Genomic DNA, 15092 nt, shown 5'->3' with positions numbered 1-15092 from the left:
GCAGAACCGCACATGTCGACCGACGCACGCTTCTCCGACTTCGCCACCCGCGCCATCCATGCAGGTCAGGACGCCGACCCCACGACGGGCGCCGTCATCCCGCCGCTCTACCAGTCCACGACGTACAAGCAGGATGGCGTCGGCGGATTCCGCAACGGCTACGAGTACACGCGCGGCACCAACCCCACCCGCACGGCGCTCGAGACGCAGCTCGCCGCCCTCGAGGGGGGTGACCGGGGCTTCAGCTTCGCGTCGGGTCTCGCCGCCGAGGATGCGCTGCTGCGTTCGATCCTGAAGCCGGGCGACCACGTGCTCATGGGCAATGACGTCTACGGCGGCACCCACCGTCTCGTGAACCGTCTCGTCGTGCCGTGGGGCCTCGAGCTCTCGACCGCCGAGATGACGGACCTCGATGCGGTGCGCGCCGCGATCCGCCCGAACACCCGCGTGCTGTGGCTCGAGACGCCGTCGAACCCGCTCATGAAGGTGAGCGACATCGCCGCGCTCGTCGAGATCGGCCACGCGGCGGGCGCGGTCGTCGTCGTCGACAACACGTTCGCATCGCCCTACCTGCAGCAGCCGCTCGCGCTCGGCGCCGATGTGGTCGTGCACTCCACGACCAAGTACATCGGCGGCCACAGCGACGTGCTCGGTGGTGCCGTCATCCTCAACTCGGGTCTCGAGGTGCAGGGCGAGGATCTCGCCGACCGCATCGGCTTCACGCAGTTCGCCGCGGGTGCCGTGAGCGGACCGATGGATGCCTGGCTCACGACCCGCGGACTGAAGACTCTGCACCTGCGCATGGAGCGCCACTCCGACAACGCGCAGACGATCGCGGAGGCGCTCGTCGGTCACGCCAAGCTCGACGCTGTGTACTACCCGGGCCTGCCCGAGCACCCCGGCCACGAGCTCGCCGCGCGCCAGATGCGCCGCTTCGGCGGAATGATCTCGCTGCAGCTGAAGGATGCTGCCTCGGCCGTGACGTTCGTCGAGTCGACCGAGCTCTTCACGCTCGCGGAGTCGCTCGGTGGCGTCGAGTCGCTCGTCTGCTACCCCTCGGAGATGACGCACGCGTCGGTGCGCGGCACAGCCCTCGAGGTGTCGCCGGCCGTCGTGCGTCTCTCGGTGGGCATCGAGGGCGTCGACGACCTGCTCGCCGATGTGCTCGAGACCCTCGATCGCGTGTAGTCTCGCGCTTCGCCAGCACCCGCTGGCCGGATCGGCCCGACGTGTGGCAGGGATGAGCTGGTGCGCGCGAAACCGCCACGCCAGGATGATGCTGTGACCATCACGCAAGCGCCCGCCACCGTGCCGCACGAGGGGCGCATCGGGCTTCCTTCCGCCTCCGCGCTGTACATCGCCGCTGTGCTCGGCACGGGCGTGCTCGTGCTGCCGGGGGCTGGCTTCGCGGCTGCGGGTCCTGCGTCGATCCTCGCGATCGCGATCGTGCTCGTCGCCAACATCCCCCTCGCGGGCACCTTCGCCGCGCTCGCGGGTCGGTATCCGGATGGGGGAGGCGTTGCCACCTACGTGCGCCTCGCGCTCGGCGAGACCGCGGCGCGCGCCTCCGGATACTGGTTCCTGTTCGGCGTCGGATTCGGGGCGCCCGTCGTCGCGACGCTCGGCGGGGAGTACCTCGCCGCCGCCTTCGGGCTCGGCCGCGGTGCCGTGCCGATCATCGGGCTGGCGTTCCTCGTGATCGCATTCGCGCTCGCCCTGACGGGCCTCAAGGTGTCGGGTGCCGTGCAGCTGCTGCTCTCGGCGGTGCTCGTGGGCATCGTCGTATTCGTCATCGTGACGGCCGCCCCCGCGATGCAGCCGGGCCGCTGGGAGCCGTTCATGCCGAACGGGTGGGAGGGCGTCGCGCTCGCCGTGAGCCTCTTCGTCTGGGCGTTCGCGGGTGGCGAGGCGATCACCCACATCGCTCACGAGTTCCGCAATCCGCGCCGCACGATCGTGTGGGCGACCGTGATCGCGCTCGCCGTCGTGGGGGCGTCGTACCTCGGCCTGCAGTGGGTCACCATCGGCGTGCCCACCGCCGCTGGGGCGAGCGCGGTGCCGCTCATCGACCTCGTGAGCGTCACGATGCCGGCCGCAGGCCCGATGATCGTCGGCGGCATCGCGACGCTCGTGGTGTTCGGGGTGCTCAACGCCTACATGCCGGCCTTCGCCAACCTCACCGCGTCGCTCGCCCGTGACGGCCACCTGCCGCGCTGGTTCTCGAAGGGCTCCGAAGCCGGTCAGGTGCCGCGGCGTGCGCTCCTGCTCGTGGCGGGCGTGATCCTCGGCTACAGCGCCGTGTTCTTCGGATTCCAGCTCGAGCTCGAGACGTACATCCTCATCCATACGAGCGCGATGGTCGCGATCTACGCGATCGGAATGGTGGCCGCTGTCGTGCTGCTCGAGCGCTTCACGCTCGGCTGGTGGCTCGCGATGGTCTCGGTCGTGCTCACCGCGGGGCTGCTCGTGCTCGCGGGCGCCCACCTCGCGATCGTCGCCGTGCTCGCGATCGTCGCCGTGCTCGTCACGGTCATCCGGAAGGTCCGAGCCCGTCACTGAGCAGCGACGCCGCGTCGTGGATCTCAGCCGGGTGATCCGTGACGGCCTCGTGAGGCTCAGCCCGCGGACGTCGACCAGCGCGCCGCCTCGCGCGGGGTCGGTAGGCTCGCTCGCGTGAATGCGCGGATGCGGATGGTCGCCGCCGGGGCGGCGTGCGCCGTTGCGCTGGGTGCGCTCAGCGCCTGCACCACGGCACCCTCCGGGCCGCCCGTGGTCGTGCTCTTCCCGGGGACCAGCACCGACATCTGGGGTACGACCGCGGCCGTGCTGCGCGCCGAGCTCGAGGACGACGGCTACGCCGTCGACGTGCGGCATGCGGGCGATGACATCCCGGCGCAGCTGTTGCAGCTGCGCGCCGCGTTCGAGGCGGCGCCGACGGCGATCGTCATCGCCCCCATCGAAGCCACTGCGGTCGCCGCGGAGCTCGCCAAGTCGGATGACCCGGACGTCGCCGTCATCTCCTACGACCGTCTCATCCTCGATGCCCCCGAAGTCGACTACTTCGCGACCTTCGACCACGCGGCGAGTGGACGACTGCACGCAGAAGCACTGCTCGCTGCGCTCGACCTCGACAACCGCGATCCGCAGCTCGGACCCGCGCAGGTGGAGCTGCTCGCGGGATCCGGCGACGACCCCGCGGCGCAGGCCGCGTTCGCGGGAGCGCTCGAAGTGCTGCGGCCGGCGCTCGGTGCGCGCAGCATCGTCGTGCCGTCCGAGCGCCTCGGCATCGACCAGACCGCGGTTCTGCGCGGCGCCCCCTCGACGGCGGCTGACCGCGTCGTCACCCTGCTCGACGAGGGCCACAGCCTCGACGGGGTGCTCTCGCCCGATGACGCGATGAGTGCCGCGATCGCCGAGGTGCTGGTCGAGAGCGGATGCGAGATCGTGCGCGCGCCGGATCCGGCGGCGGAGACTCCGGCACCCGAGCCGCTTCCCACCGAGGACGCCGCGGCGGCCCCCGAGACCGACCCGCCGCCGGTGGACGGTCAGCCCGAGCCCGCGGACGAGCCCGCGGACCCGCCGTGCCGCGTGGCGCTCACGGGCGGGGGCACCTCGCGTGACGGCGCCCGCGCGATGCTCGCGGGGGTGCAGAGTGCCGCCGTCTACGAGGATCCGCGCGAGCTCGCGCGCATCGTCGCCGCGATGGTGAGCGAGGTCGTCCGCGGCATCGAGCCCGCCGTCACGCTCGGCGCGGTCACCGACAACGGCGCGCGCGAGGTTCCGACCCTGCTGCTGGAACCGGTGCTGCTCGATCGGGCGTCTGCGCGCCTTCTCGTCGAGTGAGGTTCCCTGCGCGGTCGAAGCTCAGAGGTCGGGTGCCGGAGGAGCTGGCTTCCCGGCGAGGTTGAGGCGCGCGAGCATGGAGCCCCGACCCGGGAGCCACAGCGCTGCGGCGCTCACCAGCAGCGCACCGCCCAGCACGATCACCGCCACGCCCACCCCGTACTGCTCCGACAGCGCGCCGCTCAGCATCGCGCCGATGGGGAAGCCCGCGATGTAGACGGAGGAGCGGATCGCGATCCCGCGACCCCGCAGCCTGCTCGGCAGCAGCATCTGCAGGGACGTGTTGATTCCGACGATCATGAACAGGAAGCAGGCGCCGGCGATCGTCAGCAGGATGAGTGCGACGCCATACGACGTGGTGACGCCGAGGGCCACCATCGCGCCGCCGAAGCCGATCAGGCCGCACAGCACGGTGGTGGACAGCGGCAGAGAGCTGATCCGCCCGGAGGCGATCGGAGCGGCGAGCACCGCCCCCAGGCCCAACGCGGCGTTCAGCAGGCCGAGGCCGAGCGCATCGACGCGGAAGACATCGTCGGCCAGCACGACCGTGAACGTGAAGATCGGGTTGGCGAACACCCCGACGAGCGCCGAGAGCACGAGCAGAAGGGCGATGCCGCGGTCGCGCAGCATCATCGATCCGGCTTCCCAGAGCTGACGGGCCGCGTTCTCGTGGGTGGCGGGAGGGATGTACGGGTGGAGCGCGCGCACCACGATCAGCACGCCGATGACGACCACGAAGCTCGCCGCGTTGATCAGGAATGCCGCGCCCGCACCGAGTGTGGCGAGCAGTCCGCCGGCGATCACCGGGCCCAGTGCGCGCGCGAGATTGAGCTGCAGAGACTGGAGCGCCACCGCGGATCGCAGCGCGCTGCGGGGGACGAGGTCGTGCACGAAGGCCTGCCAGCTGGGCATGTTCAAGCCCTGCGCCGCGCCGCTGACGGCGACGGGGATCATCAGGACCCCCGGATCGCGCACGCCCGCCGCCCACACCGCCCAGAGTCCGATCGCGGCGACAGCCTGAATCGACTGGGTGACGATGAGCACGCGTCGGCGGTCGATGCGGTCGGCGAGGACTCCGCCGATGATGCCCATGAAGACGCCGGGCACGAAGCTCGCGACCGCGACGAGGCCGACCCACCAGGCGCTGCCGGTGATCGAGAAGATCACGAACGGGACGGCGATGTTGCTGACCCACGCGCCCGTGTTCGAGACGAACGCGGCCGCCCAGAATGCCGCGAAGGCGGGGATCCTGAGGGCGTTCTCGGTGTCCTCGGCCGGGGCCGGGGATGCGTGCGCGCTCACGGGCGGCTCAAGGTGACGACGCGTTCCTCGCTCATGTCGCGGATCGCGTACTTGGGGCCTTCCGTCCCGCCGAATCCGCTGCGCTTGAGGCCGCCGAACGGCATCATGTCCACTCGGCTGCTGGAGGTCTCGTTGATGTGCACCGAGCCTGCCTTGAGGCGGTCGGCCGCGGCGAGTGCGGTGCCGACATCGCGGGTGAAGATGCCGGACGCGAGCCCGTATTCGGTCGCATTGGCCTGGGTGATGGCTTCGTCGAGCGTGTCGAACGGGCACAGGCTGACGACGGGGCCGAACACTTCGCTGCGCATGACGGCGTCGTCCGCGCGCGTGTTGCGCAGCACGGTGGGCGAGACGACATTGCGGTCGGAGGTGCCGCCGGCGACGACGTCGGCGCCGCGCGCGACGGCCTCGTCGATCCAGCTGCGCACGCGCTCTGCTTCGCGGGGCGCGATGAGCGGACCCACGTAGGTCGAGCTGTCCCGAGGGTCGCCTGCTCGGAGCGGGGCGAGGCGCTCCGCCATCAGCTGCGCGACCTCGTCGATCACATCCCGGTGCACGTAGAGCCGCTGCACGGAGGTGCAGACCTGGCCGGACTTGCGGAACGACGCGTTGGTGGCGAGCATCGCCGCGCGTTCGAGGTCCGCGTCGGCGCAGATGATGGTGCTGGCGATGCTGCCCATCTCGAGCTGGGTGCGTCGCATGCCGACCGAGCGGTGAAGCTCCTCGCCCACGCGGGTGCTGCCGGTGAAGGCGTAGTAGCCGGGTCGAGGGTCGGCGGCGAGTGCGTTGCCCACGATGGAGCCGGAGCCGTAGACGACGGAGATCATCTCGGGCGGCAGGCCCGCTTCGAGCAGGATGCGCAGGAGGGCGTCGGCGCTCAGAGGTGTCTGGGATGCGGGCTTCAGGATCACGCTGTTGCCTGCGCCGATCGCCGGTCCCACCTTGTGGGCGACGGTGTTGAGGGGCGAGTTGAAGGGCGTGATGGCGACGACGATCCCGATGGCGTCGTAGCGGGTGAATGCGATGCGGCCCTCGTGACCGGCGACGCCGGAGAGGGGGAGCATCTCGCCGACGAGACGCGTGGTCTCTTCGGCGCACAGGCGGAGGGTCTCGCTCGTGCGGTCCACCTCTTTGACGGCGTCGGCGAGGGTGAATCCGGCATCGAGCTGCACGAGGGCGATGAGCTCGTCGCGGCGCGCGGTGACGAGCGCCGATGCGGTGTGCAGGATCCGGGCGCGCTCCGCCAGGGGGAGGGCCGGGCCTTCCGCGCGCGCGGCGGCGGCGTCGACGAGCGCGGTCACCTGGGCAGGGCTGGAGGCCTGCACATAGGCGACTGTCTCGTCGGTGAACTTGTCGGCGAGGGGAGAGATGGCGTCATCGCCGTCGATCCAGTCGCCCGCGATGAAGGGGCGGAGGGTGGGCAGTGCCGGATTCTGGGCCATCTCGCTGTTCGCTCCTCGGGTCGAAGGCCCTTCGTCTGAGATAGTTGACGTGCCATCAAACGGCTGTTGCAGACGGTGGGAACCTTGTGTAGTCTGCCTGACTATACACCTGTATACAGAGGTGTACTAAGCGATACTCACTCAAGGACGAGGAGCGACACCCCTCATGTCACACAGCCCAGGCTCCGAGGCCGTGGTCGACACCGACCCCGTGCTCTCGTCTCCGAAGCGCCCCAAGATCACGGTGAGCGGCGTCACCAAGTACTACGGCCGCCACAACGAGGTCCGCGCGCTTCACGACGTCGACCTCGTCATCAACGAGGGGGAGTTCGTCTGCCTCGTGGGCCCCTCGGGGTGCGGCAAGTCGACCCTGCTGCGCATGTTCGCCGACCTTCATCACCCGAGCGCCGGCACCGTCGAGATCGAGCGCACGAGCAGCGGTCACACCGCGGCGATGGTGTTCCAGAACTACAGCATCTTCCCCTGGAAGACCGTGGCCGAGAACATCACCCTTCCGCTGCAGGTGAACGGCACCCCCAAGGCCGAACGCGAAGCCCGCGCCCTCGCCCTCATGGAGCGCATGGGCCTCGAGGAGTTCGCGAACGCGCGCCCGGCGGCGCTGTCCGGCGGTATGGCGCAGCGCGTCTCCATCGCGCGCGCACTCGCCGTGCAGCCCGAGATCCTGCTCATGGATGAGCCCTTCGCCGCCCTCGACGCGCAGATGCGTCGCGTGCTGCAGGACGAGCTCCTCTCGATCTGGCAGGAAGACCAGCGCACCGTCGTCTTCGTCACCCACAGCCTCGAAGAGGCGATCCTGCTCGGCGACCGCGTCGTCGTCATGTCCGCCCGGCCCGGCCGCATCATCAGCGACCACCACGTTCCCTTCGAGCGCCCGCGTCGCCCCGAGCTGCGTGGAACCAAGGAGTTCGCGGAGCTGGAACAGAAGATCTGGGCCGAGATGCGCATCGAAGTCGAACGGAGTGAAGACCAGTGAGCGCCCCCATCACCACAGCGACGGGTGCCGTGAGCACCGGACCCCGCACGTCGATCCTCATCGCGCCCCGCCCGCAGGAGACCGACCCCGACCGCTTCTTCCGCTCCCGCAAGCGCACGGCGGCCATCCTCGGCCTCGGCACCCCGATCGTGCTCCTGCTCGCGTGGCAGGTCGCCGGCATGACGAATGCCGTCGATGTGCGCTTCTTCCCGCCGCCCTCGGCGATCTTCGCCGAGGCGATCAAGATGATCGAATCGGGCCGCCTGTTCGGTGATCTGTGGGCCACCGTCCGCAGCATCCTGTTCGGCTACGCGCTCGGACTCGTGACCGGAATCGCCACCGGAACGCTCCTCGGGCTCTCGCGCTGGGCCCGTGCCGCGCTGGAGCCGATGCTGTCGGCGATCTACACGATCCCGAAGCTCGCGATCCTTCCGCTCCTGCTGCTCATCTTCGGCCTGGGCGAGCTCCCCAAGATCCTCCTCATCGCCCTCGGCGTGTTCTTCGTGATCTGGGTGAGCGTGCTCGAAGCGCTCGACGACATCCAGCCCGCGTACGTCGAAGCCGCGCACATCTTCAACATCCGCGGCTGGGCGCGCTTCCGTCACGTGCTCATTCCGGCGATCCTGCCGCAGCTGTTCACCGGCATCCGCATCGCGCTCGGCACCTCGGTGCTCATCGCTGTCGGCACCGAGTTCGTGAACGGCGACGAGGGCATCGGATTCCGCATCTGGCACAGCTGGTCGCTGTTCCAGGCCGGTCAGATGTACGTCGGCATCGTCGCGGTCGCCCTCATGGGCTTCCTCCTCACCGCCTTGGTCAAGTTCCTCGGATCCAAGCTCGTGCCGTGGGCTCCTCGCGAGTCGCGCCGCGCCTCCGGCAACTGACCTCACGGAAGTCGGCCGGGCCAACCCGTGTGGCCCGGCCGATTGTTTCACCACTGCAATCACACAACATTCAAAGGAGAATCGTGAAGCGTTTCATGAGTCGGGCGATGCTGCCCGGGGTCGCTCTCGCAGCCCTTCTCGCAACCACCGGTTGCGCGACCACCACCGAGCCCGCTGCGCCGCAGGTCGAGGTCGAGGAGGGCGGACTCGCCGAGATGACGACCGTCAAGGTCGGCCTCTCCGGCAAGATCGCGTACTACCTGCCGTACCTCATGGAGGAGCACTGGGGCGAGTTCGCGAAGCAGAACATCAAGCTCGAGATCGAGTACGCGCCGGCGCCCGACGCGCTCGTGCTCATGTCGACCGGTCGCATCGACGCGATGGTGACCGGACCGAGCGCCAACATGCTCAACGCCGTGGCCATGGGCACCGAGCTGCGCATGGTGGCCCCCGGTGGCGTCGAGGATGACGAGTCGGTCAACGGCTGGTACGTCGGAACCAAGGCTCTCGATGGCGCTGAGTTCGACGTGAGCATGCTCAAGGGCAAGACGCTCGCCTCCTCCTCGGGCGTCGCCGGACCCCCGCTTCTGACGCTGTCGGAGACGCTCGCCGAGGCGGGCCTCACGCTCGCCGACGTCGAGATCGCCTCGATGAAGCAGACCGACGCGGTCATCGCGCTCGAGAACGGTGCCATCTTCGGCGCGACCGCGTCGCACCCGAACACGGCCACCATCGCCGAGGCGAAGTCCGGCATCATGTTCGCCCGCAGCGCGCCCAAGGGCTGGCCGTCGACGAACGTGTTCTTCGGCCCGAACCTGCTGAGCGACAAGCCCGAGGTCGGCGAGGCCTTCGTGCGCGCCCTCGCGAACATCTACAAGAACCACATGCAGGGTGACTTCATGCACACGCCCGAGAACATCGAGCTGATCGCCGCGGCCCTTGAGACCGACGTCGACGTCGTGCGCGACATCCCGTCGGCGGTCTACCCGACCGAGCTGTCGTTCCCCGATGACTACTTCGAGGCGTACGAGAACGTGTACCGCCAGATCCCCGAGGTGCTGTCGTACGACGCCGACACCTCTGTGGCGGACCGTCTCATCGACATGCGCTTCATCGAGGCGCTCAAGAAGTAGCACGTCATGTTCGGGTGGGTGCGTCGGATTCGTCCGGCGCACCCTCTCGGCGTATCTGCGGAAGGAACCCCGATGGCGGCTCAGCGGCCTCCGATCACTCGCGCGCTCGCCGCGTGGTGCGCATCCGTTCGATGGGATGCGCGCTCCACGACGGAGCAGGCGCGTGTGCTCGATTCTCTGGTGGACACGGTGGGTGTCGCTGTGGCGGGTGTCGGAGATGCCGACATGGTGCCCGTTCGCGCTTTCCTGGCGGCCACGGGAGCGGATGCGGAGGGGGCGTCGCAGCTCTGGGGCGAGGGGCGGAGCGTGCGTGCCGCCGCCGCCGCGCTGTTCAACGGCACGTCGGCGCACGTGATGGATTTCGATGACGTCCACTATGTCGTGCACGGACATCCCAGCACCGTGCTGTTCCCGGCGCTGATCGCCGTGGCGCAGGAACGCGGCATCGGCGCGGTGCGGATGCTCGAGGGGTACGTCGCCGGACTCGGTGTGATGTCGGCGGTGGCGACGGCGTACGGCCCGCGTCACTACACCGCCGGCTGGCACTCGACGTCGACGACGGGTGCGGTGGGCGCGGCGGCGGGTGTCGCCACGATGCTGGGCCTCGATGAGCAGGCGATCGCCCGCGCGATGAGCGCCGCGGTCTCGATGTCGATGGGGTCGCGTGCCAACTTCGGAACCCATCTGAAGCCGTTGCATGCGGGGCTCGCCGCGCGCGCAGGTGTCGAGGCGGTGCAGCTGGTCGAGGCGGGCGCATTGCCCGTGCTGAACGCGCTCGAGGCGCCGCTCGGCGGTGTCGACATCTTCGGGGACGGCTCCTGGCCGCTCGAGCACGCTGATCCTCTGGCCGCTGTGCTGACGGCGGCGGAACGCGGCAGCGATCAGCTGGGGCTGAAGATGTATCCCTGCTGCCGTGGCGCGCATTTCGCGGTCGACGCGGCCCTGGAGGTGCGCGAGCAGCTCGGTGCGGTGGATGAGTTCGCGGCGGTCGAGGTGGACGTGCCCCTGGGGGCGAAGGTCGCGTTGCTCTACGACGACCCGACGACCGGGCTGGAGGGCAAGTTCAGCCTCCCGTACGCCGTCGCCACGAGTCTCGTGCGCGGCCTGCCGACGCCGGAGCACTTCACGGATGCCGCCGTCGGCAATGCGCGTGTCCGCGAGCTGATGAGCATCATCTCGGTCACCGAGGATCCCAGCGGCGGCGACCTGTCCGCGGGAATGGAAGGACGCTATGCGGTGGTGACGGCGCGGTCAGCGGATGGGCGTGTGGCGTCCGCGCGTGTCGACGATGCCCGCGGATCGTGGTCCCGACCGCTCTCGGCGGCGGAGGTCGATGAGAAGTTCCTCGCGTGCACCGTGCGCGCGTGGGGTGACGAGGCTGCTCGTCGCACCCTGGATGCGCTGCGGCATCCGTCCGAGGGTTCGCTTCGGGATGTGCTCCCCGACGCGCGTGCAGCGGATGTCGTCAGCTGAAGTCTTCGGCGAACATCTGCACGCGGATGTCGCGGGCGGTCGCGAAGTGGTCGTAGGCGATCTGGTACGCCGCGTCGGCATCGCGGCGCTCGATGGCGTCGACGAGGGCGGCGTGCTCGGTGTGCGCGACGGGTCCGCGGCCAGGCGAGCTGAGCGTCGGGCGGTTGCCGGAGTACCGGGAGAGGTGGAGGTTGACCCGGTCGAGAAGGTCGCTCAGGGCCTCGTTGTGGGCGGCGCGCTGGATGTGCTGGTGGAAGACGCGGCTGTGCCGGACCAGTTCGGTCGGGTCGCCGGTGATGGCGTCACCCTGTGCGAGGGTGGCGCGGAGCAGCCGGATGTCGTGGTCGGTGCGTCGTTCGGCGGCGGTTCGCGCCGAGAGTGCTTCGAGCGACATGCGGACCTCGTAGATGTCGAGGATCTCCTCGGCGCTGTGCTCGCGCACGATGAGGCCCCGTTCGCCCCAGGCGACGAGGCCGTCCTGCTCGAGCCGGCGGAGCGCTTCGCGCACGGGCGTGCGGCTCACTTCGCACCAGGCGGCGAGTGCCGATTCGACCAGTGGTGCTCCGGGCTCGAGTTCTCCGCTGACGATCGCGTCGCGGATCTTCTCGTACGGGGTGGTCTTGCCGGCGGTCGCGCTGGGCATGTGAGGTCCTCTGTTCGGCTCCGCAGCGGAGGGGGAGCGCAGGTGGTGGCACCTCCGAGTCTAGATGCGGTATACCACGGGACACCAACTGATCTTCGGCGCGAGCGCGCGGGCCGCCGAACCCCGGCCTGTGTTCAGCGATATGCTACGGTATACACCGGTATATAGCCGCTCACGAGAGACGGAGTTACAACAATGGGGTATGTAAGCCAGACGCTGTGCTTGTCGCACAGCCCCGGGTTCGCGCGTGACGACGACGAGCAGTTCGGCGACATCTTCCGTGCAGGGCTGCACCAGGTTCGCGCGGCCGTCGCCGAGTTCGCGCCCACCCTCGTGATCTTCTTCGGATCCGACCACCGCCGATCGTTCACCGAGATCCTTCCGTCGATCTCCGTCGTCTACTCCGCCGAAGGCCTGGGCGACCTGCGCTCGCCCACCGGGGAATACGACGTCCCGCTCGATCTCGCGAAAGAGCTCACCGCCGAGCTCATCGCGCGCGACTTCGACATCGCCATCACGCGCCGCGTCGCCCTCGACCACGGATTCGGGCAGACCGTCGCCGACGTGATCGGCCCGCTCGACTCCGTGCCGATCATCCCGATCTTCATCAACTGCGCGACCCCGCCCCTCGGGCGCCCGGCACGCGCGGTCGAGCTCGGCCGCGCCATCGGCGAGATCCTCTCGACACGTGACGAGCGCGTGCTCTTCATCGGATCCGGTGGCCTCTCGCACAACCCGCCCACCCTCGCGCTCGTCGACGACGGGCTCTCCGAGGAGGAGCGCCGCGCCATCAGCGCCCAGCACCGCGAAGCCGCCAAGGACGCCATCCGGCCCGACTGGGACGAGTGGTTCCTTGCGCAGCTCGGCCAGGAGGACACCGCATGGGCCGAGGCGCTCACCCAGGAGGACCTCAACCCCGCCGGCGTCGGCGTCAACGAGGTGCGCACGTGGCTTGCCGCGTACGCGGCGGGAGCCAAGCCGCTCGACCGCGTCGCCTACGAGCCCGTCCGCGAGTGGATCACCGGCATGGGCATCGCCATGTCGGAGTTCGCTGCGCGCAGCAACTGAACGAACCAGGAATCCGCAGTGGCAGCTCACGACACGTTCGACTGCGATGTCGCGATCGTCGGCCTCGGTCCGGTGGGAGCCTTCATGGCCAACCTGCTGGATGAGGCCGGCCTCGCGGTCATCGCCATCGACCGCGAACCCGACATCCTCCCCATCCCGCGTGCCGTCGGCATCGACGGCGAGATCATGCGCGTCGTGCAGGCCGTGGGCCTCACCGACGAGCTCGAGCCGCTGCTCAAGGTCTTCCGCGGAACCGAGTACCGCGACGTGGACGGCAATGTCGTCACCACTCGTCCCGGTGTCGCCGGAGAGGGAACCCAGGCCTGGCCCGACCGCTACAACGTGCATCAGCCCGACCTCGAGGGTGTGCTGCGCGACGGTCTGGCCCGCCGCGGCGTGACGCTCCTGCTCGAGCACGAGGTCATCGACGTGCTTCAGGACGACGAGGCGGCGACCGTCGTCGCGACCGACATCCGCGCCGGAGAAGAGCGCCGTCTGCGCGCCCGCTACGTCATCGGATGCGACGGCGGACGCTCGATCGTGCGCCGCACCATGGGTGCTGAGCTCGAGGACTTCGGCCTCAACCAGCCCTGGATCGTCGCCGATTTCGCGATCGACGACACGGCAGACCTCCCGGGCGTCAACGTGCACTTCGCCGACGCCGAAGCGCCGATCATCTACATCAACGTCGTCCGCAACCTCCGGCGGTTCGAGTTCCGCGCCCGTCCCGACGAGGATCTCGACCGCGCGGTCGAGCCCGAGCTTCTGTGGAAGCGCGTCGAGCGGTGGATCACGCCGGACAACGCCGAGCTGCTGCGTGCCGCCGTCTACACCCACCGCTCGCTGGTCTCTCGCACATGGTGGAGCGGCCGCCTGCTGCTCGCCGGCGACGCCGCCCACCAGACCCCGCCGTTCCTCGGCCAGGGCCTCTGCACCGGTGTGCGCGACGTCTCCACCCTCGCGTGGCGCCTCCAGGCGGTCATTCGCGACGGCGCCGACCCGAGCATCCTGGCGGGCTACGAGAACGAGCGTGCCGAGCATGCGCGGTTCTACATCCGCACGGCGACGGCGCTCGGCTCGGTGCTCACCGCGCCCGAGAAGTCCAAGCTCACCGCGCTCAACCAGCGTGTGGGTCGTGAGGGATCGGGAACTCCGCCCCGTCTCGGCACGGGGGCGTTCATCGAGAGCGACGAGCTCGCGGGAACGCTCGCGCCGCAGGCTCGGCTCGCCGACGGCACCCGCCTCGACGACACCGTCGGATACCGTTTCGCGCTCGCGATGACCGAGGAGTTCGCCGCGTCGCTCGACGAGGAGCTCATCGCCCGCATCGACCGCGCAGGCATCGCGCGGGTCGTCGCGACGGGAGATGCGCGCCTCTGGCTCGACCGGCTGCGCGCCTCGGCTGCGATCGTGCGCCCCGACCGCTACTACTACGGCATCTTCACCGCGGTGGACGACGTCGTGTCTGCCGTCGACCAGATCGGCGCTCTGCTCGGCACCGGCGAACGCGAGACGAGCCATGCGCGATAACGGGTTCCTCGCACGGCTCGGCGGCGACAGCACGCAGTTCGGGGTGTGGACCGTTCTCGGCGCATCCGCCGACGTCGTCGAGCTCACCGCAGCGAGCGGCTTCGACTGGATGCTCATCGACGCGGAGCACAGCCCCCTCACCCACCGCGACGTGCTCGACGCACTGAGGGCGGCATCCGCGCACCCCACCGACGTCATCGTGCGCCCCATGGAGGGCAGCCATGCCGAGATCGTGCGGCTGCTCGACATCGGCGTGCAGAACCTGCTCATCCCGATGGTCGAGACGGCGGACCAGGCTCGCGCGATCGTCGCGGCGACGCGCTACGCCCCCGAAGGAACGCGTGGTGTGTCGTCGCAGACGCGCGCCGGCGACTGGGGGCGTCGACCCGGGTATCTCGCGAGCGCCCGCGACCAGATCTGCCTCATCGTGCAGATCGAATCGATCGAGGGTGCCGACCGCATCGACGAGATCCTCGCCGTCGACGGCATCGACGCGGTGTTCATCGGCACGGCCGACCTCGCCGCCACGATGGGGCACCTCGGCGAGCCGGGCCACCCGGACGTCGTGGCCGTCGTGGAGGAGGTCGAGCGCGCCGTGCTCGCCGCCGGAAAGCCGCTCGGCGGGCTCACCCGCGACCCGCAGCAGGCGCTCCGCCTCGCCCGGCGCGGCTACGCGTTCGTCGGATCCGCGACCGACAGCGCCCTCCTCGCCAGCGCCCTGCGCAGCGTCGTCGCCGAGCTGCGCGCCGACCCCGACCACACCTGAACGCGGTACATCGC

13 protein-coding genes are annotated in these 15092 nt (G+C 69.7%); 10 read left to right on the top strand and 3 right to left on the bottom strand.

Annotated elements, in window-relative coordinates; translation table 11 throughout:
- Positions 1 to 12: 12 nt before the first annotated feature.
- The 3 genes from HCR12_RS11710 to HCR12_RS11700 all read left to right on the top strand — a co-directional run bounded on the left by HCR12_RS11710 (position 13) and on the right by HCR12_RS11700 (position 3843).
- On the top strand, positions 13 to 1188 hold the full coding sequence (locus HCR12_RS11710) for a cystathionine gamma-synthase (protein ID WP_166866630.1): 1176 nt from the start codon (positions 13 to 15) through the stop codon (positions 1186 to 1188).
- Positions 1189 to 1281: 93 nt separating this feature from the next.
- A complete protein-coding gene (locus HCR12_RS11705) occupies positions 1282 to 2559 on the top strand; it encodes an amino acid permease (protein ID WP_166866628.1) in 1278 nt (425 codons plus the stop codon).
- 114 nt (positions 2560 to 2673) lie between these two features.
- Complete coding sequence (locus HCR12_RS11700; RefSeq protein WP_166866626.1) at positions 2674 to 3843, top strand: substrate-binding domain-containing protein; 1170 nt, start codon at positions 2674 to 2676, stop codon at positions 3841 to 3843.
- Positions 3844 to 3864: 21 nt separating this feature from the next.
- Here the strand turns inward: HCR12_RS11700 and HCR12_RS11695 are convergent, their stop codons facing one another.
- Positions 3865 to 5145 (bottom strand): MFS transporter, encoded by a 1281-nt coding sequence (locus HCR12_RS11695; RefSeq protein ID WP_166866624.1) that lies wholly within the window; start codon positions 5143 to 5145, stop codon positions 3865 to 3867.
- A complete protein-coding gene (locus tag HCR12_RS11690; RefSeq protein WP_166866622.1) occupies positions 5142 to 6587 on the bottom strand; it encodes an aldehyde dehydrogenase family protein in 1446 nt (481 codons plus the stop codon). The genes HCR12_RS11695 and HCR12_RS11690 overlap by 4 nt, the downstream gene beginning before the upstream one ends.
- Before the next feature lie 166 nt (positions 6588 to 6753).
- Between HCR12_RS11690 and HCR12_RS11685 the strand changes: the two genes are divergently transcribed.
- From HCR12_RS11685 to HCR12_RS11670, 4 genes are all read left to right on the top strand, one after another.
- On the top strand, positions 6754 to 7581 hold the full coding sequence (locus HCR12_RS11685) for an ABC transporter ATP-binding protein (protein ID WP_166866620.1): 828 nt from the start codon (positions 6754 to 6756) through the stop codon (positions 7579 to 7581).
- Positions 7578 to 8465, top strand: coding sequence for an ABC transporter permease (locus HCR12_RS11680; protein WP_166866618.1), 888 nt, complete (start codon positions 7578 to 7580; stop codon positions 8463 to 8465). Before HCR12_RS11685 ends, HCR12_RS11680 begins: the two co-directional genes overlap by 4 nt.
- 83 nt (positions 8466 to 8548) lie before the next feature.
- Positions 8549 to 9598, top strand: coding sequence for an ABC transporter substrate-binding protein (locus HCR12_RS11675; RefSeq protein WP_166866616.1), 1050 nt, complete (start codon positions 8549 to 8551; stop codon positions 9596 to 9598).
- Between the two features lie 72 nt (positions 9599 to 9670).
- Complete coding sequence (locus HCR12_RS11670; protein WP_166866614.1) at positions 9671 to 11071, top strand: MmgE/PrpD family protein; 1401 nt, start codon at positions 9671 to 9673, stop codon at positions 11069 to 11071.
- Here the strand turns inward: HCR12_RS11670 and HCR12_RS11665 are convergent.
- Positions 11064 to 11714, bottom strand: coding sequence for a GntR family transcriptional regulator (locus HCR12_RS11665; RefSeq protein ID WP_166866612.1), 651 nt, complete (start codon positions 11712 to 11714; stop codon positions 11064 to 11066). The genes HCR12_RS11670 and HCR12_RS11665 overlap by 8 nt on opposite strands.
- A gap of 222 nt (positions 11715 to 11936) precedes the next feature.
- On the opposite strand from HCR12_RS11665, the gene HCR12_RS11660 reads away from it, so the two are divergent.
- From HCR12_RS11660 to HCR12_RS11650, 3 genes are read left to right on the top strand one after another with little or no spacing between them, the layout of a single operon-like run.
- Positions 11937 to 12782 carry a 3-carboxyethylcatechol 2,3-dioxygenase gene (locus tag HCR12_RS11660; RefSeq protein WP_166866609.1) on the top strand — a complete coding sequence of 282 codons (846 nt, stop codon included), beginning with the start codon at positions 11937 to 11939 and terminating at the stop codon, positions 12780 to 12782.
- A gap of 18 nt (positions 12783 to 12800) precedes the next feature.
- Positions 12801 to 14312, top strand: a complete 1512-nt coding sequence (locus HCR12_RS11655; protein ID WP_166866607.1) for a bifunctional 3-(3-hydroxy-phenyl)propionate/3-hydroxycinnamic acid hydroxylase — start codon at positions 12801 to 12803, stop codon at positions 14310 to 14312.
- Positions 14302 to 15078 carry an HpcH/HpaI aldolase family protein gene (locus HCR12_RS11650; RefSeq protein WP_166866603.1) on the top strand — a complete coding sequence of 259 codons (777 nt, stop codon included), beginning with the start codon at positions 14302 to 14304 and terminating at the stop codon, positions 15076 to 15078. Before HCR12_RS11655 ends, HCR12_RS11650 begins: the two co-directional genes overlap by 11 nt.
- The last annotated feature ends 14 nt before the right edge of the window (positions 15079 to 15092 follow it).

It is taken from the genome of Salinibacterium sp. ZJ70 (assembly GCF_011751865.2).
GTDB lineage: Bacteria > Actinomycetota > Actinomycetes > Actinomycetales > Microbacteriaceae > Homoserinibacter.
Note: the sequence above shows the minus strand (reverse complement) of the source record. Positions and strands in the feature narration are given on the sequence as shown.

Bases quoted from the DNA above. Each gene is read 5' to 3' on its own strand.
- HCR12_RS11710 (WP_166866630.1), top strand. From the start codon at position 13: ATGTCGACCGACGCACGCTTCTCCGACTTCGCCACCCGCGCCATCCAT.
- HCR12_RS11690 (WP_166866622.1), bottom strand. From the start codon at position 6,587: ATGGCCCAGAATCCGGCACTGCCCACCCTCCGCCCCTTCATCGCGGGC.
- HCR12_RS11685 (WP_166866620.1), top strand. From the start codon at position 6,754: ATGTCACACAGCCCAGGCTCCGAGGCCGTGGTCGACACCGACCCCGTG.
- HCR12_RS11670 (WP_166866614.1), top strand. From the start codon at position 9,671: ATGGCGGCTCAGCGGCCTCCGATCACTCGCGCGCTCGCCGCGTGGTGC.
- HCR12_RS11665 (WP_166866612.1), bottom strand. From the start codon at position 11,714: ATGCCCAGCGCGACCGCCGGCAAGACCACCCCGTACGAGAAGATCCGC.
- HCR12_RS11650 (WP_166866603.1), top strand. From the start codon at position 14,302: ATGCGCGATAACGGGTTCCTCGCACGGCTCGGCGGCGACAGCACGCAG.